This window comes from Gulosibacter sp. GYB002, assembly GCF_036577665.1.
GTDB classification, from domain to species: Bacteria; Actinomycetota; Actinomycetes; order Actinomycetales; family Microbacteriaceae; genus Gulosibacter; species Gulosibacter hominis.
The window spans coordinates 240,629-260,674 of sequence record NZ_JARBDD010000003.1 but is presented as its reverse complement, the minus strand read 5'-3'; the positions used below and the strand labels follow the sequence as shown (position 1 = coordinate 260,674).

The following is a 20,046-nucleotide window of genomic DNA, read 5'->3' as shown; positions in this document are numbered from 1 at the left end:
GGCCCGAGCTCGCTTTCCGGCGGGCATCGCTACAGTAGAAACAATGTCAGCCACCAATAAGCGACGCAGCCAACAACTGGCCACTGCCTTTCGCGTCAAACGTCGCGGCCCACTGCTTCAGGTGCTGAAAACCGCGATCGCGGTAATCGCCGCCTGGTATGCGGCACAGTGGCTGGTGGGCACCGACACACCGGTGTTCGCAGCCATCGCCGCGATGCTGATTGTGGCCCCGAGCGTCAACCAGTCGCTCACCAGGGGAATCGAACGCACTATTGGAGTGGTGCTCGGGGTGCTGATCTCGAGCGTATTGGGTGCGGTGTTCGGCGTTAGCGGCATCACCATTCTCGCGGCCTGTGTGCTGGCGCTGTGTGTCGGTTGGGCGATTCGCGCCACCCCGCCCACGAGCAACCAGATCGCCATCAGTGCCCTGCTGGTGTTGGCACTCGGCGCAACCAGTGCAAACTATGCGCTCGACCGCATCCTCGAAACCGTACTCGGTGCCATCATCGGGCTGGCGATCAACGCCCTACTGGTGCCGCCGCTGCAGACCGAAGCCGCGCGCGACCAATTGCGAATACTCGGCGGCGAAGTTGCCCGGGCACTCAACCGTCTGGCAGATGCGCTCACCGCCGAGCAGAGCCAAGCGCAGCTGCAGCGGCTCATGATCGAGGCGCGACTATTGCGGCCAATGCGCGACAAGGCAATTGAACGTATCGCGGACGCTGATGAGTCGCTCACCATGAACCCGCGACGCTCCATACACCACCGCGACCTCAAGCAGATGCGCGAGCTGCTCAATGATCAGCTCAGCCCCATCGTGAACCGCGTGGTGGGCATGACTCGCGCGGTATTCGACCACTACAGTGACTCGCTCATCGACGAACCCGCCTCCGCGCAGATCGCCGAGCAGCTGCGCCGGCAAGCACACGATGTGCGCCTGGCTGTGTTCGAAGCGGATGTGAACCCCGAACCGATCACCTCCGCCATCCCGGCCCTCACCGCGCCCCTGCAAATTCGGCCACCGAAATCAGAAAACTGGATTCTGATCGGTTCGCTCATGGAAGACCAGCGTCGCATCCGTGAAATTTTGCTCGGTGAACAGCTGTAACGGCCGCGCTAAGCGTTAGGGATATAATCGCGCCGCAGCGCCGAGAAGGGGAGAGCAAATGGCGGACGTCGAGATTATTGCGGGCGAGTTGCCCCGGCTTGCTGGCCAGCTTGAGTCAGCGTGCACGGCGATCCGCAAGGCCGCCGACGCCGCCACGCTGCTCGGATCGGTAGCCACTGCCATGCCCGGTGCAAAATCTGGTGGCAAAGCAGTAGCTGCCGGCAGATCGGTGGATGACCGCTGCGAGGCTATTGCAGACCGGCTCAGCAACGACGGCGTCTCGTGTCGGGCTGCCGACAACGATTTCACCACGGCTGACGAAGCGTTTGGTGGCAAATTTGCCGCCGTGTGCACGGCACCCGGTTACCAGTACTAGCGCGGACACCAGAACTCGGAGACATAGCGATGGTCAGCTGGCACGACATTCTTGGATGGCATCCCGCCGCCCTCGACACAACCGTCGGTGATCTCAATGAGCGCGGCAACGGCTTGCGTGACGCGGCCGATCACCTTGACGATGCCCGCACCGCGCTGCAGTCGCGCGGTGAAACGGTGAGCGCAGCGCAGCGGGCAACCGAAAAAAACTCGGCCGATACAAACGTTTCGGTGTCGCTGCTGAGCGAGTTGAGTATGGCAACGGCCCAAGCATCCAGCGGCGTCGCAGATGTCGAAACCCGCGTGCACGAGTGCAAGAGCCTGGAAGCGATCAAGGAGCTGGTGATTCACACGGCCGGAATCGTCTCGATCGCAGCCCCTCGCCAGCAGCGAATCAACGAGATGTTCCGGATTGACGCGACGGCCGGGTTCGTGATGCAAAACCAGGCCATACGTGATCGCGACCATCTCAGCGGCGAGGTAACCGACTCGGTGCGCCGTGCCGTCGAAGTGGACAACACCTACCACGGCCGGCTCTCGGCGGTTGAACGTGGCGATGTGACGGCCGAGCGCGCCGATGCGTTTGCGCAGGGGCTGCCTGATCTACCGCAACCGGGGTGGAGTGACCGGGAGGTTGCGGCCTGGTGGAACTCGCTCACGGTCGAAGAGCAGCAGCAGATCATTGACAAGCATCCCGACGCCATCGGCAACCTCGACGGTATCGATGGTCGTTCGCGTGACAAAGCCAACATGAACCGGCTATCGAAACTCATCGAAGAGGCCGAAAAAGAGCTGGCCGAGGCGAAAAAGGGGCGGAGCGTCGCGTATCCGGGGCTTTCGGCCGCAAACAGCGCGGTTCAGGACGCTCAGGACCGGCTCAACGATCTCTACACAATTCGGGATACGCGCGCGGCGGGCGGGCAATTGCTGCTGCTTGACGCCTCGGGCCCCGAAGGTGTGCGTGCGGCGATCGCCACCGGCGATGTCGATTCGGCCAAGTATGTGGCCACGCTCGTGCCGGGGATGACAACAAACGTCCACGATTCAATGGCGGGGATGGTGTCTGATACGACGCGCCTGCGAAACATCACCTCGATCGAACAGGGCATCCCCGCTGAAGACATCGCGATGGTCTCGTGGATCGGTTATGACGCACCCCAGACGGTGGGGGAGGTCGCCTTTACCGGCCGGGCTCACGACGGCGCCGGCAACCTGAACCGGTTCGTTGAGGGGATGCACGCCTCTCGCGCCTATGGTGACCACGGCGATCCCCGGATGACCGTTTTCGGGCACTCATATGGTTCGACCACCGCGGGTATGGGGATGCGTGACGTCAATGTCGGGGTCGTGGACGATCTGGTGATGTTCGGGTCGCCGGGGTCGGGCGTGCAGGATGTGCGGGAATATAACGTTGCCGGTCAGACCTATGTGTCGGCCGTTGACAGCCACGACTGGGTTCAGGGAGTGGGGCCCGACGCCACATTCGGGAAAAACCCGACAAAGGTTGATGGGATTGAGCATCTGTCGAATGATGACGGGATCCGTAACCACTGGTCGCTCAACCCGTTTTCACGCCACTCCACCTACTTGAGGGTTCCCGAGGGGCAAGATTCCACGGGCATCCTGTCAGACTTCGCAGCCGTGATTGCAGGGAATAAATAGGCGATGTCAACTCTTCACAACGATCTTTTTGGTGACTTTGGCGACGATATTGATCTCGCCAACCGGCAGTGCGCTGAGGAGTATTTCGAGCAGATTGTGCCCCGCATCGAGAGCTTCCAAAAGCGCGTGAGTGCCAGCGGTGCGGGCGAGTGGCTGCGTGATATCACCCAACCGCCGCAATATCTGACCCCCACACGAGTTGAGGATGGGCGCATGGCTGTTGTGGTGCACACGAGCCCGGTACGCGGCCAACCAATGCCGATCGAGACGATCATTCAAATCGGTAACCGAATCTTCCCGCCGCTCGGTTTTTCGCGGGCGCAGCGCAGCGGGTTCGGTGTTGGTGATATTGAACGCGCCGTGTGGGTGGATGAACGCAACGGCGGCTATGTGTGGGCCACGGTGAAGGCGGATAGCCACACCGGTATCACCGCGAGCTCGGCACCGCTGCTGCCGCGCGAACAGACCGGGCACGAGGGCTAGGACGTCGGCTGTGGCGCGCTGATATCGCCGCGGCCAGGCCCCTTAGGTCGCGGGCGCTTGGCTCGGCAGCGTCACAGTGACGCGCAAACCGCCGCCGTCGTTCGCGGCCAGGTCGAGCGAACCGTTCGAGCGCTCAACGATTGCCGAAACAATCGATAGCCCGAGACCGCGGTTCGTGCCACCGGTGCGGCCCTTCGTGGTTTTGAACGGCTCGGTCAACTGGCCCAGCTGCGCCGAATCAATTTCCTCGCCGGTATTTTGCACCGTGAGCTCGGCGCGGGTACCGCCATCACGCATCCGGGTGCTCACCGTCACGCTGCCACCATCAATATTGTGCTGAATCGCATTTTGAATCAGGTTTTGCGCGAGCTGGTGAAACAATCGCTCGTCACCGAACGCGGTCGTCGGTGCCAGCTCACGCTCGACAGTCAGCTCGCGTCCGGCAAACTCCGGCTGACACTCACGCAGTACAGCGGCAACCGTGCTTGAAAGATCACACGCGGTTGGTTCGACCCTGCCCACCTCAAGCTCGGCGAGATCGAGCAGCGATTCAACGGTGCGGATGCTGCGCTCGTTTACCCGCTGCAACTTCTGCAACACCTTGCGGTCGACCGCACCGGGTTTCGACAGCTGCACATCGAGAATCGCCCGCGTCGTGGCAAGTGGCGTGCGCAGTTCGTGTGAGGCGTTCGCTGTGAAGCGGCGCTGCGCGGCAGTGGAACGCTCAAGATTTTCGAGCATCTCGTCAAAGGTTTGTGCCAGCTCGGTGATCTCATCGTGCGGGCCGGTGAGCCCGATGCGGTGGTCGAGTCGCCCATCCGCGGCCAGTTTGGCGGCCTCGTTCACGGCCGCGAGCGGTTTCAGCATCCTGCCCGCCAAAAGCCACGCAGCCACCGAACTCAGTACGACCAAGCCGATTAGCGCAATGATCGACACCTGCAGCAAAAGCGTCAGCAAATCGGCCTGGCTCTCGACCGCGATTTTGATATCGCCGGTAACAATTTCCGGGTCATCGACGGCAATTACCAGCGGCCCCTGGGTGCTGTCGACGGAACCAGAATTGAACCCGTAGTCGGGCACATAGCCGATAAAAAGCATGATCAGCGTCAGCAGTGCACCACCGCACAGAATCATCAGCAGCGCATACCAAAACGCCAAGCGAGTGCGGGCGGTGAAGCGCTGCTGGCGGTGACCGAGCGATGAAAGCGACTTAATCATCGTCGGCCGCTTCGATCGTGTAGCCGACACCGGGTTTGGTGCGAATCACCCACGGCTCGCCAAGTTTGCGGCGTAGCGAGCTGATGGTGACCTTGACCGACTGCGTAAACGGGTTGGCGTTTTCATCCCACGCCTCTTCGAGGAGCGTTTCGGCACTGACCACGCGACCAGGTTCACGCATCAGCGACTCGAGCACCGCGAACTCCTTGCGGCTGAGGCGAATGTAGCGGCCGTCGCGAGTGACCTCGTGGCGAAACGGGTCGAGCGTGACACCGGCGGCTTCATAACGGGTTGGTCGAGTCGTGAACTGGCGCCGAGCGAGCGCCCGCACCCGAGCCACGAGCTCGGCAAATTCAAAGGGCTTCGCCAGATAATCATCCGCGCCGAGCTGGAACCCGTCCACTTTTTCCTGGGTGCGTCGGGCAGCCGTGACCATCAAAATCGCTGGTCGCTGTTCGCGCAAATTCAAGAGCCGGCACACCTCATCGCCACTCATCCCGGGAATATCGCGGTCGAGCAACACGACCTCGTAGTCGTTGATGTCGATGGCGGCAAGCGCATCCCGGCCATCGGCGACAGTGTCAGCCGAGATGGAGTGCAGTGCGAGCCCGTCGTGAATTGCCTCGGCGAGGTACGGCTCGTCTTCAACGATGAGTACGCGAATGATTCCTCCCGGGGCTGGCTGCGTGGCTGGATGCGGGCCGCTCAGATTGTGGCCAGTGGTCGCTAGCAGCCCCAGCGGTCGCTGACAGCCTCAGTTTGGCACGCAGCGGGTAAAAGAAACGTAAGTGTTTTCTTTTACGCTGCCGCAACCCTCACTCGCGTGAACTGGGACATGTCCTGAACGGGCCGTCATCTTGACGCCCACAACATAATTCAGAAATCGAAGGGTATCTCACTATGTTCCGCACACGCACTTCACGCACTGCTGTCACCGCGCTCATGATCGGTGCGAGCGCAATGCTCGCGCTCACCGGATGTTCGGCAAACGAACCCGAGCTGCAGCAGAATGAGGCCGCGAGCATGGAGCAGTGGCAGCACGACTTCGACCGCTGCCTGAAAGAGAACGGTCTCGACTCGGCGAACGCGGGTATTCCGGTCAACCCCGATGGCTCACCCATCGAAACGAACGAGGACGGCGTCGACGTAGCGGCGGTGCTGCAGAACTGCGCCGACCAGGTGGGGCCGGCTCCTCAGAGCGCCGACTCGGTGACCGATGAGCAGCTGAACGAGCAGCTGCTCGCCTACGCGAAGTGCATGCGTGAAGCCGGCTATGACGTACCCGACCCGCAGGCGGATGCAAACGGTTTCGTTGTGCAGCAGAACGGCGGACCCGAAGCCGACCCGGCTGATGTTGAGCGCTGCAGCCAGCAGGCTGGTCTCATCAGCCAGGGCGAGTAGGGGCTGTTGATGCCAAAAAAGCGAATTGTTATCGCCGCAACCGCAGCGGCAGTTGCGATTGCGCTCGGTGTCACTGGCTTCACTCTGATGAACAACGCCAACACCGACGAATCCACAAACACCGTTTCACCGGCCGCCGAAACCGCCACCGTTACCAAAACCGACCTTGTTGAACGGGTCGAAACAAAAGGCACCCTCAATCACGGCAAAGCGGCCACCTACGGCACCCAGTTGACGGGCACCATCACTTCGCTAGCCGCGCCCGGAACCAAACTGTCGGTCGGCACCGAGATGATGCGTGTGAATGAGCGTCCCGTGTTCACGATGCACGGCAAGGTGCCCGCCTGGCGCAACTTTGAAGAGGGAATGTCAGACGGTCACGATGTGATGCAGCTTGAACAAAACCTGCAGGCGCTCGGCTACTTCGAAGACGAACCCGATGAGCACTATGGCTGGGCAACCGCATCCGCCGTCGCCCAGTGGCAAAAAGACAACGGATTCGAATGGAGCACCACGCTCGAACTTGGCCGCGTCGTGTTTGTCCCCGGTGATGTGCAGGTGAGTGCACAGCAGGCCAAGGTCGGTGACGCGGCAAGCACCTCGGTGCTGGAGGTTACGGGCACTTCAAAGGTGGTGACCGCCGAAGTGCCTTCGAGCATGCGCAGTCTGCTGCCGGTGGGAGCCAAGGTTGATGTGAAACTGCCCGATGGCACAACCACCCAGGCGGTTGTGGAATCGGTTGATCCGCCGGTTGAAAAAGAAGACAAATCGGGGCAGAAAACTGTGAAGGTGCCGGTGCAGCTTTCGCTCACCGACCCGGCTGCCGCAGAGGCCTACGCTGATGTGACCGTCAACGTGGTAACCACACGTACCATCGCCACCGGCGTGCTCGCGGTGCCGGTGCGGGCGCTGCTTGCCGAACCCGGCGGTAAATACGCTGTCGAGGTGATCAAAAACGGCGTGCCCACCCGCGTGCAGGTAGAGCTCGGTGCGTTTGCCGACGACCTCGTTGAGATCACCAGTGGCAATCTGCACGAGGGCGACAAAGTGGTGGTGGGCGAATGAGCCCCACCGACCCACTTTTGACACTGAGCGGGGTGTCGCGAAAATACGGCTCGCCACCAACAACGGCGCTCGACGATGTGAGTTTCACCGTCGATGCCGGTGAAATGGTGGCGATTACCGGGCCGAGCGGTTCTGGTAAATCAACGCTGCTGAACCTCATCGGCACACTCGACCGAGCCAGCGAGGGCGAGATCACCATCGCCGGCCACCTGGTTTCGGAAGCGAGCGATGCAAAACTTTCGGCGCTGCGGGCGCACCTGATCGGTTTTGTTTTTCAGCAATATCATCTCGAGGATGCGCAGACCGCTACCGATAACGTGGCCACCGGTCTGCTCTACACGGGTATGCCGCTAAAAGATCGACGTGAACGCGCGCGCAAGGCGCTGGAACGAGTGGGTCTGGGTGACCGTGCCGACCACACTCCGCGACAGCTCTCGGGTGGGCAGCGACAGCGCGTGGCGATTGCTCGCGCTGTTGTGGGTGACCCGCCGCTGCTGCTCGCCGATGAACCCACCGGCGCGCTCGACACCCGCTCTGGTGCCCAGGTGGTGGAGATTTTGAAAGACCTCAACCGCACCGGCACGACGGTGTTGGTGATCACTCATGACCGCGAATTGGCGGCCGGGTTTCGGCGACAGATCAGTATCCGCGACGGTGTGCTCGAGTCTGATATCCGCCAGCAGGAGGAGGGAGTCGCATGACATTCGATCGGGAAGAATCTCGCTCACACCTTCGCCAGGATGATCTACTGCGCCTGGGCTGGCAGGGGTTGCGCGCGCATCCCGTGCGGGCAACGCTATCGGCGCTCGGAATTGCGATCGGTATTGCCGCGATGATTGCTGTGATCGGCATCTCGCTGTCGAGCCAGGCAAAAATTCAGGAGCGACTGGCATCGCTGGGCACGAACCTGCTGACCGTAACGGCGGGCAAGACGTTCAGTGGCGAATCGACCAGGTTGCCGGCCGACTCGGCCGAGCGGCTTAAGCGCATCGAGGGTGTGGAGCAGGTCGGTTGGGTGGCGAACCTGTCTGGTGTTGCCGCCTACCGCAGCAGCTACATCGATCCGGCAGCCACCAACAGCTTGACAGTGGCGGCAACCGACACCGGGCTGCTTTCGGCTACGTCAAGTGAGCTGCAAACCGGCAGTTGGTTCAACGATGCGACCGAGCAGTATCCGACCACGGTGCTCGGGGCAACCGCAGCCAAGCGGCTGGGCATTGTTTCGCCCGGTTCGATGGTGAATATTGACGGCCAGAATCACACGGTGCTGGGCATCCTGAAACCTTCGGCACTCGCGCCCCAGCTTGATACTTCGGTGCTGGTTGGAGCGTCGCATGCCACTGAGCGCCTCGGATTCACTGGCTCGCCAACCACGCTCTACGAGCGTTCGACGGATGCGTCGGTTGAGTCGGTGCGGGAACTGATCCCGGCAACTATTAACCCGAAATCACCCAACGAGGTGAGTGTCAGCCGGCCATCTGACTCGCTCGCGGCACAGCACGCCATCGACACGGCCTTCACCGGGCTACTGGTGGGTGTGGGGTCGATTGCGCTGCTGGTGGGCGGTATCGGCGTGGCAAACACCATGGTGATTACCGTGCTCGAGCGGCGGCGTGAAATCGGTTTGCGCCGTGCTTTGGGGGCGACGCGCGCGCATGTGCGCAAGCAGTTTTTGGTTGAGGCGGTGATGCTCGCGACCTATGGCGGTCTTGCCGGGCTTGTGCTGGGTGTGGGCTGTACTGTCGTGGTGTCGCTGCTCAACGGTTGGACGCCCACTGTGCCGCCGTTGATTGCGCTGCTGGGCGTGGCGGTGACCATCGTTGTGGGCGCTGTTGCCGGGATGCTCCCCGCGATGAAGGCGGCTCAGGTTTCACCGACCGAGGCGCTTGCTGCCTAGTGCCGGCGCTCGTTGCGCGTGAGCGGCGATGAGTTCAGCGGAAGATTTCCGGCCGAGGAGGTCTCAGAGCGCATCGAAGGTGCGAAATCCTCCGCTGAACTCACGGTGGCAGTGCGGTAGTGGCCCGGAAAACTAAAAACCCCCGGATCTCCGGGGGTTTCAGTGGCTCCGACCGGCGTCGATCCGGTGACCTTTCGATTTTCAGTCGAACGCTCTACCAACTGAGCTACAGAGCCGAGGCACTTGCGTGTCTCAAGTGGAACGCCCTCCGAAGAGGGCGTCACTCGCGACCCTGACGGGACTTGAACCCGCGACCTCCGCCGTGACAGGGCGGCACGCTAACCAACTGCGCTACAGGGCCTCATATTTATTTTTACTGACGGTTCAGCATAACAGGTCTTGCGACAGCTGTCGCGGTGACCCCAACGGGATTCGAACCCGTGTTGCCGGCGTGAAAGGCCAGTGTCCTAGGCCACTAGACGATGGGGCCGAGGCCCTGTCCATGCGGACCGCCGAGGTAAGAGCTTAGAACACATTCAGCACATTGTGCAAGTCGAGTCGTGTCGTCACGGCGCGTCATGGCTAATTACCTGTATCGCAGGGGTTACATTCAGCGCGCAGGAACACTACTGTGGCCAGTGTGGCATTTGTTACATTTGTGCAACACGTGACAGATGTGTCGAATGTGAATCACTAAAAATGGCCTCGACCTGAGGCACCGACCCGAGGCTTGGGGCCTGAGGCTCGGGACCCGAAGTTGGAGAACCGAAAGGAACGCATGCGCGCCAAGTACGCCGCGACATTTCGTCGAACGTTCGCCGCAGCAGCGATGACCGGCGCGCTCGTGCTGGCCGGGATGCACTTTGGTTCGAGTCCCAGCGCGCTCGCCAAATCGCTCGACGAGTACGCAACCTGGGATGACGTCGTCGCCGCGCAGGGTGATGTCGACCGGCAAAACAAACTCATCGATGAGATCCACGTCGAAATCAAAGAGCTCAAGGGCCAGGTAGCCGAGGCTGAGCAGGTGGCCCAAGAGAAGGGCAACCTCTACAGTCAGGCACAGCAGGCCGCAAACGAGGCCGCGGGGCAGCAGTACACGCTCGAGCAGCAAGCGAATGATGCCGCAAGCCGAGCATCCGAGGCTGAAACTGAAGCGGGCTCCATGACGGCCGCAATGGCAAACCGGGTATCGAGCGACCCCACCCTGCAATTGCTCGCGCAGCCCGAGCGGGCAGATGATTTTTTGAAGAGCATGTCGACGCTATCAAAGCTCGGCAGCCACAGCGGCACCGTTTATGAATCGGCCGTGATTGAGCGCAATAATGCCGACCAGCTGAACGAGCAGGCGAAGGTGGCGCTTGAAGAGCGTCAGCGACTTGAAACTGAGGCGCAGACGGCATACCGCGAGGCGCAGCAGGCGCAAGCTGAGGCGCAGAAGGCGCGCGACCACGCCCTCGAGCGCGGCGCCGAGCTCGAGGCGATGCTGGCGCCGCTTGAAGAGCGCCGCGATGTCGTAGAAGCCGACTATCGCGAGGGTGAGCGACTGCGCGAAATTGAGCGTAAGCGCATCGAAGAACAGCGTCGTCGTGAAGAGGAAGAGCGTCGCCGGCGGGCAGAGGAAGAGCGCGCGGCTGCGGCCGCAGCTGCCGCGAGTAGTCCGGCTCCCAGTGCGCCGAGCGGTGGCGGTGGTGGCAGCGGAGCACAGTCATCATCAGGCATCAGCGGCCCAATCGGTGCCGGCGCCTGGGTGAGCGACCCGTTCGGTTACCGCCTGCATCCGGTCTATGGCACCTGGCGACTGCACGCGGGGCTTGACCTCGTGGTGAACGGTACCTGCGGTACGCCGCTCTACGCCGTCACCTCGGGCACCGTAACCTACGCGGGATGGACCGACGGCTATGGAAACATGGTCGACTTCACCTCGGATGATGGCGTTAACACCTTCCGCTACGCACACATCATGCCGGGCGGTATTGCGGTCGGCTGGGGCGAGCACGTCTCGACGGGTCAGGTCATCGCCTATGCGGGTACGACCGGGCCGTCAACGGGCTGCCACCTGCATATTGAGATCACCGAGTACGGGAACCTGGTTGATCCACAGCCCTGGTTCGCCGCCCGCGGAATTTACTACTACTAGTTACTACTACTGGGCAGCTGCGCTGTCGGCGCCTCGCGACAGGATGCGTTGCTGGGCAAGCGGATGCAAAAATTCCGCTGCCGGTGTTCAGACGCTGAGGGCCGAGTCACCGTAACGGTGCTCGGCCCTCAGCGCGTTCGGCAGCCATCGGATCGCTGCCGAAGCTGGGTTATTCGGCAGGCTGGTACGCGGCGAGCGACTTTTCAATGATCTGTTCGGCCTCGGCGGCCTTGCCCCACGAATCGACCTTTACCCACTTGCCGGGCTCAAGGTCTTTGTAGTGCTCGAAGAAGTGCTTGAGCTGGTTGCGGATGTCTTCCGGTGCATCCTCGAGGTCTTGGATGTGGGCAAAACGCGAGTCTTTGGCGGGCACGCACAGCACCTTGTCGTCGCCACCGGCCTCGTCTGACATGTGCAGCACCCCAACCGGGCGCACTTTCAGACCAACCCCGGGGAATACCGGGTATTCGAGGATCACGAGCGCGTCGAGCGGGTCACCATCGTCGGCGAGAGTGTTTTCGAAGTACCCGTAGTCGACGGGATAAACAAACGGCGTGAACAGTACGCGGTCGAGGTAGACCCGACCGGTTTCGTGGTCGACCTCATATTTGTTGTGGCTGCCGCGGGGGATTTCAATGACAACGTCGTATGCGCCCATCGAGACTCCTTGGAAATAGAACGAATGCTTGCGTTTAGGCTACCGCGCGCAATTGCCGGGTGGCTGCAGTGGCTACCCGATCTGCGCAAAAACTCGGCGATCCATCGTGCAATAGATACTGCGCGTCGAACGCGGGCACAGTAGGCTGGCAGCGTGTCAGTTCGTCCCCGTCTCACCCCTCCAGTAGCGGATGCTCGCCGCGCGGTTCGTAATGCGCTGCGGGGCGTCGCCAGCGAGGGCGATCTCGTGCTTGTTGCGCTATCAGGTGGCGCCGATTCGCTTGCGCTTGCCGCTGCGGCAGCGTTCGAATGTCCGCGAGCCGGTTTACGGGTGGGGAGTGTGATTGTTGACCACCAGTTGCAGGAGGGTTCGGCCGAGCAGGCTGAACGCGCCGCCCAGCAATCGCGTGAACTCGGGCTTGACCCGGTGATTATTGAGCGGGTCGAGGTTGTTGATGACGGTGCGGGACCCGAAGCGTCGGCTCGCGCGGCGCGTTATGGCGCGATTGAGCGAGTTTGTAAGCGGGTGGATGCAAAGTATGTGCTGCTTGGCCACACGCTCGACGATCAGGCCGAAACCGTGCTGCTTGGCCTAGCTCGAGGCTCGGGTGGTAAATCACTGCACGGCATGGCAGCGGTAAACGGCAATCTTGTGCGGCCGCTGCTGGGGATGCGCCGCAGCGAAACCGTGCAAGCTTGCGCGGATCAGGGATTGCAGCCGTGGCAGGATCCGCAGAATGACGATGAACGGTTCCGGCGGGTACGGATTCGTAAAACCGTGATGCCGATGCTCGAGGCCGAGCTGGGTCCGGGAATTGCCGAGGCGCTCGCGCGTACCGCGACAACGCTGCGAGAGGATGCCGAAACTCTGGATGCATTGGCAGCCGAGTGGGCGCGGGAAATCGTTGATGTGGATGCTGAGGGGCGGATTACGCTCGACGTCGGCGGCCTGGTGACCCAACCGGCTGCGCTGCGGCAGCGTATCTGCCGGCTGGTTGCCGAGCAAGGCTTTGGTGTGTCGCTCAGCCGTGCGCACACGATGGCTGTGGCTGCGCTTGCCACCGAGTGGCGCGGGCAGGGGCCGATCGACCTGCCGGGCATTCGCGTTGAGCGCTCGGCCGGACAGCTCTTTTTTGGAGCCGTGCGTTCTGACGGCGCCGACCACGAGGCATCCGAAACCGAAAATTGAGCCATCACCATCGAAGCGACTGAGAAAGGTCAGGCATGCGCGCCGAACAGATTCACGATCAGATCCGTGAAATTCTGATTACCGAGGATGAGATTCGCGGCCGGTTGGCCGAGCTTGCCCGTGAGATCGACAGTGACTATCGCGGTCGTAATCCGCTACTGGTTGGTGTGCTCAAGGGTGCGGTGTACGTGATGAGTGATCTTTCGCGGGCTATGAACATCGATCTCGAGATGGACTGGATGGCGGTGTCGTCGTACGGTTCGGGCACCGAGTCGTCGGGCGTGGTGCGCATCCTGAAAGACCTCGACACGGATGTGTCGGGGCGCGATGTGCTCATTGTTGAAGACATTATTGACTCGGGTCTGACGCTGACCTGGCTGAGTGAAAACCTGCGCTCGCGGGGGGCTGCTTCGGTAGAAATCTGCACACTGCTGCGGAAGCCGACGCGGTTGAAGTCGGATGTGTTCGTCAAATACATCGGCTTCGATGTGCCGAACGAGTTTGTGGTGGGGTACGGGCTCGACTATGACGAGCGGTACCGCAATCTGCGTGATGTTGTGGTGCTGCGGCCGGAGGTGTTTGGTGGCGAGACGATTGATGCGCCGGTGGAACCCGCCCGCCGAGTGGTCAACCTGGGGCTATCGACACAGTAGCTTTTTGCCGCAGCTGAAGTTTTAGCACGTTATGGCCGGGCATCCGATTGGGGATGCCCGGCCATAACGTGATACAGCTAGCTCAGGTTGTGTCCGCGTTGGCGCAGTCGCACCACCGGGTTTGAGGCGCCAACGGTGAATGCAATCATGTGGCCGGCAAGTGCGTTGGCGACCTGGAGGTCGAGCTCGCTGGCCGGTGCTGCCGACGAATAATCGAGTTTTGCTGGGGCGTCGAAGTTTGGAGTGTCGACCAATGGCACCGCCAGCTGTTTTTCATGGTCGATGAAGTGTCCGCTGGTTGCCCAGACACGGCGCACGCTGCCCTCGGTGCGCTGCCAGCGATTGGTGCGGAAAACGTAGGGGGCGTAGCCGAGGCGAACTGGGATGAGGTACTCGGCGTCGGGCTGGGCGGTCCAGTATCCGCGTGCCTGCGACCAGACCTCTTCGGGGCTGTCAAGCAGGTCCATTCCCATGTGGGTGCGGGTGAAGCCCTGGCCGGGATCGACTTCGTTCGGATCGACTTCACGGCGTGCGGCCATGCGCAGCGCGGTGACGTTGACGGGTGATTTGATGCGGGATTCAACATCGAACCGGCTGAGTGCTTTGCCATTGGCGAAGCCCTCGATCAGCTCGGTGGCGAGCTTGGCGCGCAGAGTGTCCTCTTCCTGCAGCGCGCCCGATTCAAGTTCAGCCGGCCAGCCGCGCATAACTAGCAGGTCGATGAGGTCGGTCCGCTCGAGCTGCAGACGATCTGCGAGGTCGAGGAACCGGTCGAGTAGGTTGGCTGACAGTGTGAGGCGGACCATTTTAGAAGCGGGCCCGGTACCACTTTGGGCTTGAGCTTCGGAAATGCGGGGCAAGATTGTACCAATCGTAGTCGGAGTTCACCAATATTTTTCGCCTGGCGACCCCAAAATCCATCTGGGGTCGTATGCAGTGCGGGTCAATCTTAGTGAAAAATAAATGAACTTCAATCTAAGTGCAAGAAGCTTGTAACTCTGTGTTATGGCAAGGCACGGCTCGGTGGCGGCGAGTTGTCGGCTGACGGAGCAGTTTTGTGATTGCTGCCAGAACTTCCGGATGTCTTACTTACGGGTGTGCGTTGGCGAGCTGCGTGCGCAAATACGCGCTCGGCGATCAAGCGGCCCACTCACGGCCGAACACTACCCGGCACAGGTAGAGTTCAGTCAGCGAGCGCCAGCAATTTTGTCGCCGCCGCCTGCCGGTGAGTGATGAAGTCGAACCGAAAGTTCCCAATAGTCAACATGAAGAGCCTGAAGAAATTCCTTAAGAGCCCGATTGCCATCGTGCTCATCGCTGTCATCCTCATCGGGGTTGGTTTCAGCCTCATCAACATGCAGGGCAGCCGTGAGGTGACCACGCAAGAGGGTATCGAGCTGATCAAATCAGGCAGGGCCGAGAAGGTGAAAATCGTCGACGGCGAAAACCGTGTCGATGTCGAACTCACCAAGCCCGACGAAAAATTCGGCAAGCAGGTGCAGTTCTACTTCGTCACCGCGCGCGCCGATGCGGTCGTGGATGCGGTGAACAAGGCCGAGCCTGCCGGCGGCTATAACGACGAGGTTCCCGGGCCCAACTGGCTGAGCACCGCACTATCGCTGCTGCTGCCGCTGGTGCTGATCGGGTTTTTTGTGTGGCTGATGCTCTCGAGCGCCCAGGGCGGTGCCGGCGGAGTGATGCGCTTCGGTAAATCTCGCGCCAAACTCGTCAGCAAAGAAGACCCGAAAGTCACCTTCGCCGATGTTGCCGGTGCTAACGAAGCACTCGAAGAACTCGGCGAAATCAAGGAGTTCTTGAAACAGCCGCAAAAATTCCAGGCTGTGGGTGCCAAGGTGCCCAAGGGCGTGCTGCTGTACGGCCCTCCCGGAACCGGTAAGACGCTATTGGCTCGAGCCGTTGCTGGTGAAGCACAGGTGCCGTTCTACTCGATTTCGGGTTCTGACTTCGTTGAGATGTTCGTCGGTGTGGGTGCCTCGCGCGTGCGCGACCTATTCGAGCAGGCCAAACAGAACGCGCCGGCCATCATCTTCATCGATGAGATCGACGCGGTTGGTCGCCAACGTGGCGTTGGCCTCGGCGGTGGTAACGACGAGCGAGAACAGACCCTTAACCAGCTGCTGGTTGAAATGGACGGTTTTGATAACAACACGAACGTGCTGCTGATTGCCGCCACTAACCGGCCGGATGTGCTCGACCCCGCACTGCTACGACCCGGTCGATTCGACCGCCAGATCGGCGTCGACGCACCCGATATGGAGGGTCGCCGGCAGATTCTTGAGGTGCACGCCAAAGGCAAGCCCATCGCATCCGATGTTGATCTCGCTGTCGTTGCCCGCAAGACCCCGGGCTTTACCGGTGCCGACCTTGCCAATGTGCTCAATGAGGCGGCGCTGCTGACCGCCCGAATGGGTGCGCAAATCATTGACGCCCGCGCCATCGACGAAGCGATCGACCGCGTTATTGCCGGCCCGCAGCGCCGCAGCCGAGTGATGAACGACCAAGAAAAGCTCATTACCGCCTACCACGAGGGTGGCCACGCGATCGCTGCAGCCGCGCTCAACCACACCGACCCCGTGACCAAGATCACCATCCTGCCTCGCGGCCGCGCGCTCGGTTACACCATGGTGGTGCCGCTCGAAGACAAATATTCGATCACCCGCAATGAGCTTCTCGACCAGCTCACCTACGCGATGGGTGGCCGAATCGCCGAAGAGATCGTGTTCCACGACCCCACCACCGGCGCCTCGAACGACATCGAAAAGGCCACTAAGACCGCACGCCGAATGGTCACCGAATACGGTATGTCGAACCGACTCGGCGCCGTGAAATTTGGCGATAGCGAGGGTGACTCGCCCTACGCGCAAAGCCAGGGAGCACCCTACGGTGAAGCGGTTGCCGCGCAGATTGACGCCGAAGTGCAGGCACTGCTCGAAAACGCGCAGCAGGAGGCCTACGAGGTGCTCACCGCCAACCGCGAGATTCTCGACCAGCTCGCCGCTGAACTGCTCGAACACGAGACCCTCGGCCACGAACGACTCGACGAAATGTTTGCCAACATCACCAAACTGCCGCCACGTGAACAGTGGCTTTCGAGCCCAAGCCGCCCGATTTCAAACCAGCCGCCAGTTGAACTCAAACCACACCTGCGCGCCGATGAGATGGACGGCTCGGGACCGGGCACCGCGCACGGCGGCCCCAACACCAACCCGAACGTCGCGGAATAGGCGCGTCATGACCGTAGACCGCGAACGAACCCGGGCAGCGATTGTCGAACTCCTTGACGCCTGGGGGCTGGCCGGCGACCCGCGCCTGGAGCGCACCGCCGACCGGGTGGCTGACGCCTCACTCGAGCTCCTGGCCGGCGAGGGAGTCGACCCGGTACCGGCTCTGCGTGAGGGCCGCATCCCAGCAGCCGATGACGACCTCGTACTGGTGCGCAATATCCGCTTCAGCTCGGTATGCGAGCATCACCTGCTGCCTTTCGACGGCTGGATTCACGTGGCCTACCTGCCCGGCGACTGGATCACCGGTTTTGGTCGCATCCACGACCTGGTCGCCACCTGCACCGCCCGCCTGGCACTGCAAGAACGCATCGGTGAACAGCTCGTTGATGCGCTGATCACCGGGCTCGATGCCCGCGGGGCACTCGCGGTAGTTGAAGCTCGGCAGGATTGCGTCGCCGCCCGCGGCCCCAAACAGCGCGATTCCGATTCGGTTTCGGTGGCTGCGCGCGGCACGTTGGTAGCCGGTGAAGCGCGAGCCGAAGTGTTCCGCCTCATCGCTCTCGGCGGTGCTGAGCACAGCGCCGACGAACAGCGCGAGGAGATGCTGTGACTGAAATCATGGGCGTGCTCAACGTCACCCCCGACTCATTTTCTGATGGCGGCACACACGAGGCCGCCGAACCACAACAGCGCTGCGCGAGCGCCGTCGCTGCCGCCGAACGCATGGTTGCCGAAGGGGCGACCATAATCGACGTCGGGGGCGAATCCACCCGGCCGGGTGCCCAGCGCATCCCGCAGGCCGAAGAACTCGAGCGTGTCGCGCCGGTGGTTGAGCAGCTGCTGGCCCGTGGCATTCGGGTCTCGCTCGACACGATGAACGCCGCCACCGCAGCCACCTGCCTCGAACTTGGCGAGGTCATCATCAACGATGTTTCGGGCGGGCGTGCCGACCTCGAAATGTTGCCACTTGTGGCTCGCACCGGTGCCACCTATGTGCTCAGCCACTGGCGCGGCCACTCGGTGGTAATGAACGACCTCGCCGACTACGACGACCCCGGCAGCGAAATCCTTGCCGAATTGATTGGGATGCGTGACCGCGCGCTGGCGGCCGGGCTGGACACCGAACAGATCATTCTTGATCCCGGGCTCGGCTTTGCAAAAGACCACGATGACAACTGGGCGGTACTGCAGCGTCTCGACGACTTCCTCGCGCTCGGCCACCCACTGCTGATCGGAGTCAGCCGCAAACGCTTCATGGGTGCACTGCTGCCAGATACCGCGTCGATGCTCGACCGTGATCTGCCCACGGCAGTGGTTTCGGCCCTGTGCGCTGAACGGAACGTGTGGGGCGTGCGGGTGCACAACGTCGCGGCCAGCGCCACCGCAATAGCGGTCACTCGTTCGTGGCGGGCAGGGAAGCAGCAATGACCCGGCAGCATCCGGTTGCTCGGGCACTCGAATTGATGCCCAATCGTCCCGGCCCCGAAGCGCATCCGGCACTGCCGTCGCCCGAGCTCGACCGCATCCATATTGAACGATTGCACGTGCACGGTCGACACGGAGTATTCGCGCACGAGCGCGCAAAAGGTCAAGATTTTTACATCGATGCCGAGGTGTGGCTCGACACCCGCGCCGCGGCCGATAGCGACGATATCGTCGACACCCTGCACTACGGCCATCTCATGCGGGCACTCTACGAGGTGGCGCTCCATGAACCGGTTGACCTGCTTGAAACCCTCGCCGAACGCCTCGCTGCGGTCACGTTTGCGTTTGCTGGCCCGCAGGCAGTGCGTATCACGGTGCACAAACCGCAGGCGCCCGTAAAACTGCGATTCGAGGATGTGTCGGTGAGCGTGCTGCGCTACCGCCCGGAGGGCCCCGAACCCACGGCGCCGCGGCGCCCCACCGCCCGCGCTGTGATTGCACTCGGTGCCAACCTCGGCGATCGCGAAGCGGCAATCCGACAGGCAATGGATGAAATCGAAGCGCTGCCGGGCGTGTGGCCGCACCGCCGCTCACGACTCTACGAAACCCCGGCGCTGACTACGCACGGGGTGGATGCGAGCGAGCCGAGCTACCTCAATGCCGTCATGACCGTGCACACCGATCTCGAACCGCACGCGCTGCTGCGCGAACTACTGCGGATCGAAGACCAGCACGGCCGGGTGCGCACCGAACGTTGGGGGAGTCGCACCCTCGATCTCGACCTCATCGAACACGGCGGGCTGGAGTTTGCCGACGAAAACCTCGAGCTGCCACATCCGCGCGCCTTTGAACGAGCATTTGTGCTGGCGCCGTGGGCCGAAATTGAGCCCACCGCCACCATCCCCGGCCGTGGCGCAATCGCCGCGCTGCTCACTGAAACCACGGATGAGGTGCGGAGGTATCGAGGGTGACACCAACGAATCCGCTCACTCTGGTGCTCGCGGTCATCGCCGGTGGCGTGGTCGGTTGGGCCTTTGAACTGTGGCTTGTGAGCACCGGTTCGGCAGCGTTCATCCCGTCGCCGCTGCTGGGTATCACTCTCGCGGTGATCGGTTTGGCGGTGTTAGCGGTGGCGTGGCCGGTGCGCGGATACACCTCACGGCTGCGCGAGGCCGTGCGCCGTCGCCAGCAGGCATCCGATGCTGTGGCCGGCACGGCCGGGCACACGGCGGCTGAGCACGCGGCCGCAGCAGCCGAAAAGCAGGCCACCGCGCACCGGGTGAACCCGTTCCGAGCCGTGTTTGCGCTCGCCCTCGCCAAGGCTGCGAGCCTGGTTGGCGCGCTCTTTTTGGGCTTCACCGGGGGCACGCTGCTGTGGCTGATTTCGCGCACTGTCGTCAATTCGGGTGCGCTGCTCACGCTTTTTTCGAGCGGCGGTGCGCTCGTGCTGCTGGTTGCCGGCCTGATCGCTGAATCGTGGTGCCGGCTGCCGCCACAAGACACCGCCGGGGCTAGCGCTGAGGCAAGCTAA

20 protein-coding genes and 3 tRNA genes are annotated in these 20,046 nt (G+C 62.1%); 16 read left to right on the top strand and 7 right to left on the bottom strand.

The features are described 5' to 3' along the window. Positions 1 to 43 precede the first annotated feature (43 nt). The 4 genes from PV375_RS03390 to PV375_RS03375 are packed head-to-tail and all read left to right on the top strand — an operon-like array spanning position 44 to position 3,628. The gene (locus tag PV375_RS03390) at positions 44 to 1,108 is read left to right on the top strand and encodes an FUSC family protein (RefSeq protein ID WP_332106122.1); all 1,065 of its coding nucleotides are present in this window, start codon (positions 44 to 46) and stop codon (positions 1,106 to 1,108) included. Positions 1,109 to 1,166: 58 nt separating this feature from the next. Further along, positions 1,167 to 1,484 (top strand): hypothetical protein, encoded by a 318-nt coding sequence (locus PV375_RS03385; RefSeq protein WP_332106121.1) that lies wholly within the window; start codon positions 1,167 to 1,169, stop codon positions 1,482 to 1,484. Between the two features lie 29 nt (positions 1,485 to 1,513). After that, positions 1,514 to 3,145 carry an alpha/beta hydrolase gene (locus PV375_RS03380; RefSeq protein ID WP_332106120.1) on the top strand — a complete coding sequence of 544 codons (1,632 nt, stop codon included), beginning with the start codon at positions 1,514 to 1,516 and terminating at the stop codon, positions 3,143 to 3,145. Between the two features lie 3 nt (positions 3,146 to 3,148). Further along, the gene (locus PV375_RS03375) at positions 3,149 to 3,628 is read left to right on the top strand and encodes a hypothetical protein (RefSeq protein ID WP_201518228.1); all 480 of its coding nucleotides are present in this window, start codon (positions 3,149 to 3,151) and stop codon (positions 3,626 to 3,628) included. Between the two features lie 42 nt (positions 3,629 to 3,670). Here the strand turns inward: PV375_RS03375 and PV375_RS03370 are convergent, their stop codons facing one another. Then, positions 3,671 to 4,846 carry a sensor histidine kinase gene (locus PV375_RS03370; protein ID WP_332106119.1) on the bottom strand — a complete coding sequence of 392 codons (1,176 nt, stop codon included), beginning with the start codon at positions 4,844 to 4,846 and terminating at the stop codon, positions 3,671 to 3,673. After that, on the bottom strand, positions 4,839 to 5,510 hold the full coding sequence (locus PV375_RS03365; protein ID WP_332106162.1) for a response regulator transcription factor: 672 nt from the start codon (positions 5,508 to 5,510) through the stop codon (positions 4,839 to 4,841). The genes PV375_RS03370 and PV375_RS03365 overlap by 8 nt, the downstream gene beginning before the upstream one ends. A gap of 236 nt (positions 5,511 to 5,746) precedes the next feature. Here PV375_RS03365 and PV375_RS03360 point away from each other — a divergent pair, with 236 nt between their 5' ends. The 4 genes from PV375_RS03360 to PV375_RS03345 are packed head-to-tail and all read left to right on the top strand — an operon-like array spanning position 5,747 to position 9,209. Further along, complete coding sequence (locus tag PV375_RS03360) at positions 5,747 to 6,247, top strand: hypothetical protein (RefSeq protein WP_201518230.1); 501 nt, start codon at positions 5,747 to 5,749, stop codon at positions 6,245 to 6,247. A gap of 9 nt (positions 6,248 to 6,256) precedes the next feature. Further along, positions 6,257 to 7,312, top strand: a complete 1,056-nt coding sequence (locus PV375_RS03355) for a peptidoglycan-binding protein (protein WP_332106118.1) — start codon at positions 6,257 to 6,259, stop codon at positions 7,310 to 7,312. Beyond that, positions 7,309 to 8,013 carry an ABC transporter ATP-binding protein gene (locus tag PV375_RS03350; RefSeq protein ID WP_332106117.1) on the top strand — a complete coding sequence of 235 codons (705 nt, stop codon included), beginning with the start codon at positions 7,309 to 7,311 and terminating at the stop codon, positions 8,011 to 8,013. The genes PV375_RS03355 and PV375_RS03350 overlap by 4 nt, the downstream gene beginning before the upstream one ends. Beyond that, the gene (locus PV375_RS03345) at positions 8,010 to 9,209 is read left to right on the top strand and encodes an ABC transporter permease (protein ID WP_332106116.1); all 1,200 of its coding nucleotides are present in this window, start codon (positions 8,010 to 8,012) and stop codon (positions 9,207 to 9,209) included. Before PV375_RS03350 ends, PV375_RS03345 begins: the two co-directional genes overlap by 4 nt. A gap of 163 nt (positions 9,210 to 9,372) precedes the next feature. On the opposite strand, the gene PV375_RS03340 is transcribed toward PV375_RS03345, so the two are convergent. From PV375_RS03340 to PV375_RS03330, 3 genes are all read right to left on the bottom strand, one after another. Continuing rightward, positions 9,373 to 9,445 (bottom strand) — tRNA-Phe (locus PV375_RS03340). A 51-nt stretch (positions 9,446 to 9,496) separates the two neighbouring features. After that, positions 9,497 to 9,570 (bottom strand) — tRNA-Asp (locus PV375_RS03335). Positions 9,571 to 9,626: 56 nt separating this feature from the next. Beyond that, a tRNA-Glu gene (locus tag PV375_RS03330) sits at positions 9,627 to 9,699 on the bottom strand. A 288-nt stretch (positions 9,700 to 9,987) separates the two neighbouring features. Between PV375_RS03330 and PV375_RS03325 the strand changes: the two genes are divergently transcribed. Next, a complete protein-coding gene (locus tag PV375_RS03325; RefSeq protein WP_201521096.1) occupies positions 9,988 to 11,346 on the top strand; it encodes a M23 family metallopeptidase in 1,359 nt (452 codons plus the stop codon). Positions 11,347 to 11,515: 169 nt separating this feature from the next. On the opposite strand, the gene ppa is transcribed toward PV375_RS03325, so the two are convergent. After that, positions 11,516 to 12,004: an inorganic diphosphatase gene (gene ppa / locus PV375_RS03320; protein WP_332106115.1), complete on the bottom strand. Its 489-nt coding sequence runs from the start codon at positions 12,002 to 12,004 to the stop codon at positions 11,516 to 11,518. A gap of 153 nt (positions 12,005 to 12,157) precedes the next feature. Between ppa and tilS the strand changes: the two genes are divergently transcribed. Together tilS and hpt are read left to right on the top strand one after the other, a co-directional pair. Further along, positions 12,158 to 13,192 (top strand): tRNA lysidine(34) synthetase TilS, encoded by a 1,035-nt coding sequence (gene tilS, locus PV375_RS03315; RefSeq protein ID WP_201521097.1) that lies wholly within the window; start codon positions 12,158 to 12,160, stop codon positions 13,190 to 13,192. A gap of 35 nt (positions 13,193 to 13,227) precedes the next feature. Then, positions 13,228 to 13,845 (top strand): hypoxanthine phosphoribosyltransferase, encoded by a 618-nt coding sequence (hpt, locus tag PV375_RS03310; protein WP_332106114.1) that lies wholly within the window; start codon positions 13,228 to 13,230, stop codon positions 13,843 to 13,845. A gap of 77 nt (positions 13,846 to 13,922) precedes the next feature. On the opposite strand, the gene PV375_RS03305 is transcribed toward hpt, so the two are convergent. Then, positions 13,923 to 14,651, bottom strand: a complete 729-nt coding sequence (locus PV375_RS03305; protein WP_332106113.1) for a hypothetical protein — start codon at positions 14,649 to 14,651, stop codon at positions 13,923 to 13,925. A 459-nt stretch (positions 14,652 to 15,110) separates the two neighbouring features. On the opposite strand from PV375_RS03305, the gene ftsH reads away from it, so the two are divergent. From ftsH to PV375_RS03280, 5 genes are read left to right on the top strand one after another with little or no spacing between them, the layout of a single operon-like run. Next, positions 15,111 to 17,090, top strand: coding sequence for an ATP-dependent zinc metalloprotease FtsH (gene ftsH / locus PV375_RS03300; RefSeq protein ID WP_201518239.1), 1,980 nt, complete (start codon positions 15,111 to 15,113; stop codon positions 17,088 to 17,090). Between the two features lie 7 nt (positions 17,091 to 17,097). After that, positions 17,098 to 17,700, top strand: coding sequence for a GTP cyclohydrolase I (gene folE, locus PV375_RS03295; protein ID WP_332106112.1), 603 nt, complete (start codon positions 17,098 to 17,100; stop codon positions 17,698 to 17,700). Further along, positions 17,697 to 18,518: a dihydropteroate synthase gene (gene folP / locus PV375_RS03290; RefSeq protein WP_332106111.1), complete on the top strand. Its 822-nt coding sequence runs from the start codon at positions 17,697 to 17,699 to the stop codon at positions 18,516 to 18,518. Before folE ends, folP begins: the two co-directional genes overlap by 4 nt. After that, positions 18,515 to 19,486 carry a 2-amino-4-hydroxy-6-hydroxymethyldihydropteridine diphosphokinase gene (gene folK, locus PV375_RS03285; RefSeq protein WP_332106110.1) on the top strand — a complete coding sequence of 324 codons (972 nt, stop codon included), beginning with the start codon at positions 18,515 to 18,517 and terminating at the stop codon, positions 19,484 to 19,486. Before folP ends, folK begins: the two co-directional genes overlap by 4 nt. Next, positions 19,483 to 20,046: a DUF3180 domain-containing protein gene (locus tag PV375_RS03280; protein ID WP_332106109.1), complete on the top strand. Its 564-nt coding sequence runs from the start codon at positions 19,483 to 19,485 to the stop codon at positions 20,044 to 20,046. Before folK ends, PV375_RS03280 begins: the two co-directional genes overlap by 4 nt.

Excerpts from the sequence above, each read along its gene's own strand:
- ppa (WP_332106115.1), bottom strand. The coding sequence starts at position 12,004 with ATGGGCGCATACGACGTTGTCATTGAAATCCCCCGCGGCAGCCACAAC.
- PV375_RS03350 (WP_332106117.1), top strand. The coding sequence starts at position 7,309 with ATGAGCCCCACCGACCCACTTTTGACACTGAGCGGGGTGTCGCGAAAA.
- PV375_RS03360 (WP_201518230.1), top strand. The coding sequence starts at position 5,747 with ATGTTCCGCACACGCACTTCACGCACTGCTGTCACCGCGCTCATGATC.
- PV375_RS03375 (WP_201518228.1), top strand. The coding sequence starts at position 3,149 with ATGTCAACTCTTCACAACGATCTTTTTGGTGACTTTGGCGACGATATT.
- folE (WP_332106112.1), top strand. The coding sequence starts at position 17,098 with ATGACCGTAGACCGCGAACGAACCCGGGCAGCGATTGTCGAACTCCTT.
- PV375_RS03370 (WP_332106119.1), bottom strand. The coding sequence starts at position 4,846 with ATGATTAAGTCGCTTTCATCGCTCGGTCACCGCCAGCAGCGCTTCACC.
- hpt (WP_332106114.1), top strand. The coding sequence starts at position 13,228 with ATGCGCGCCGAACAGATTCACGATCAGATCCGTGAAATTCTGATTACC.
- PV375_RS03380 (WP_332106120.1), top strand. The coding sequence starts at position 1,514 with ATGGTCAGCTGGCACGACATTCTTGGATGGCATCCCGCCGCCCTCGAC.
- PV375_RS03345 (WP_332106116.1), top strand. The coding sequence starts at position 8,010 with ATGACATTCGATCGGGAAGAATCTCGCTCACACCTTCGCCAGGATGAT.
- folK (WP_332106110.1), top strand. The coding sequence starts at position 18,515 with ATGACCCGGCAGCATCCGGTTGCTCGGGCACTCGAATTGATGCCCAAT.
- PV375_RS03325 (WP_201521096.1), top strand. The coding sequence starts at position 9,988 with ATGCGCGCCAAGTACGCCGCGACATTTCGTCGAACGTTCGCCGCAGCA.
- PV375_RS03305 (WP_332106113.1), bottom strand. The coding sequence starts at position 14,651 with ATGGTCCGCCTCACACTGTCAGCCAACCTACTCGACCGGTTCCTCGAC.
- ftsH (WP_201518239.1), top strand. The coding sequence starts at position 15,111 with ATGAAGAGCCTGAAGAAATTCCTTAAGAGCCCGATTGCCATCGTGCTC.
- PV375_RS03385 (WP_332106121.1), top strand. The coding sequence starts at position 1,167 with ATGGCGGACGTCGAGATTATTGCGGGCGAGTTGCCCCGGCTTGCTGGC.
- PV375_RS03390 (WP_332106122.1), top strand. The coding sequence starts at position 44 with ATGTCAGCCACCAATAAGCGACGCAGCCAACAACTGGCCACTGCCTTT.
- PV375_RS03355 (WP_332106118.1), top strand. The coding sequence starts at position 6,257 with ATGCCAAAAAAGCGAATTGTTATCGCCGCAACCGCAGCGGCAGTTGCG.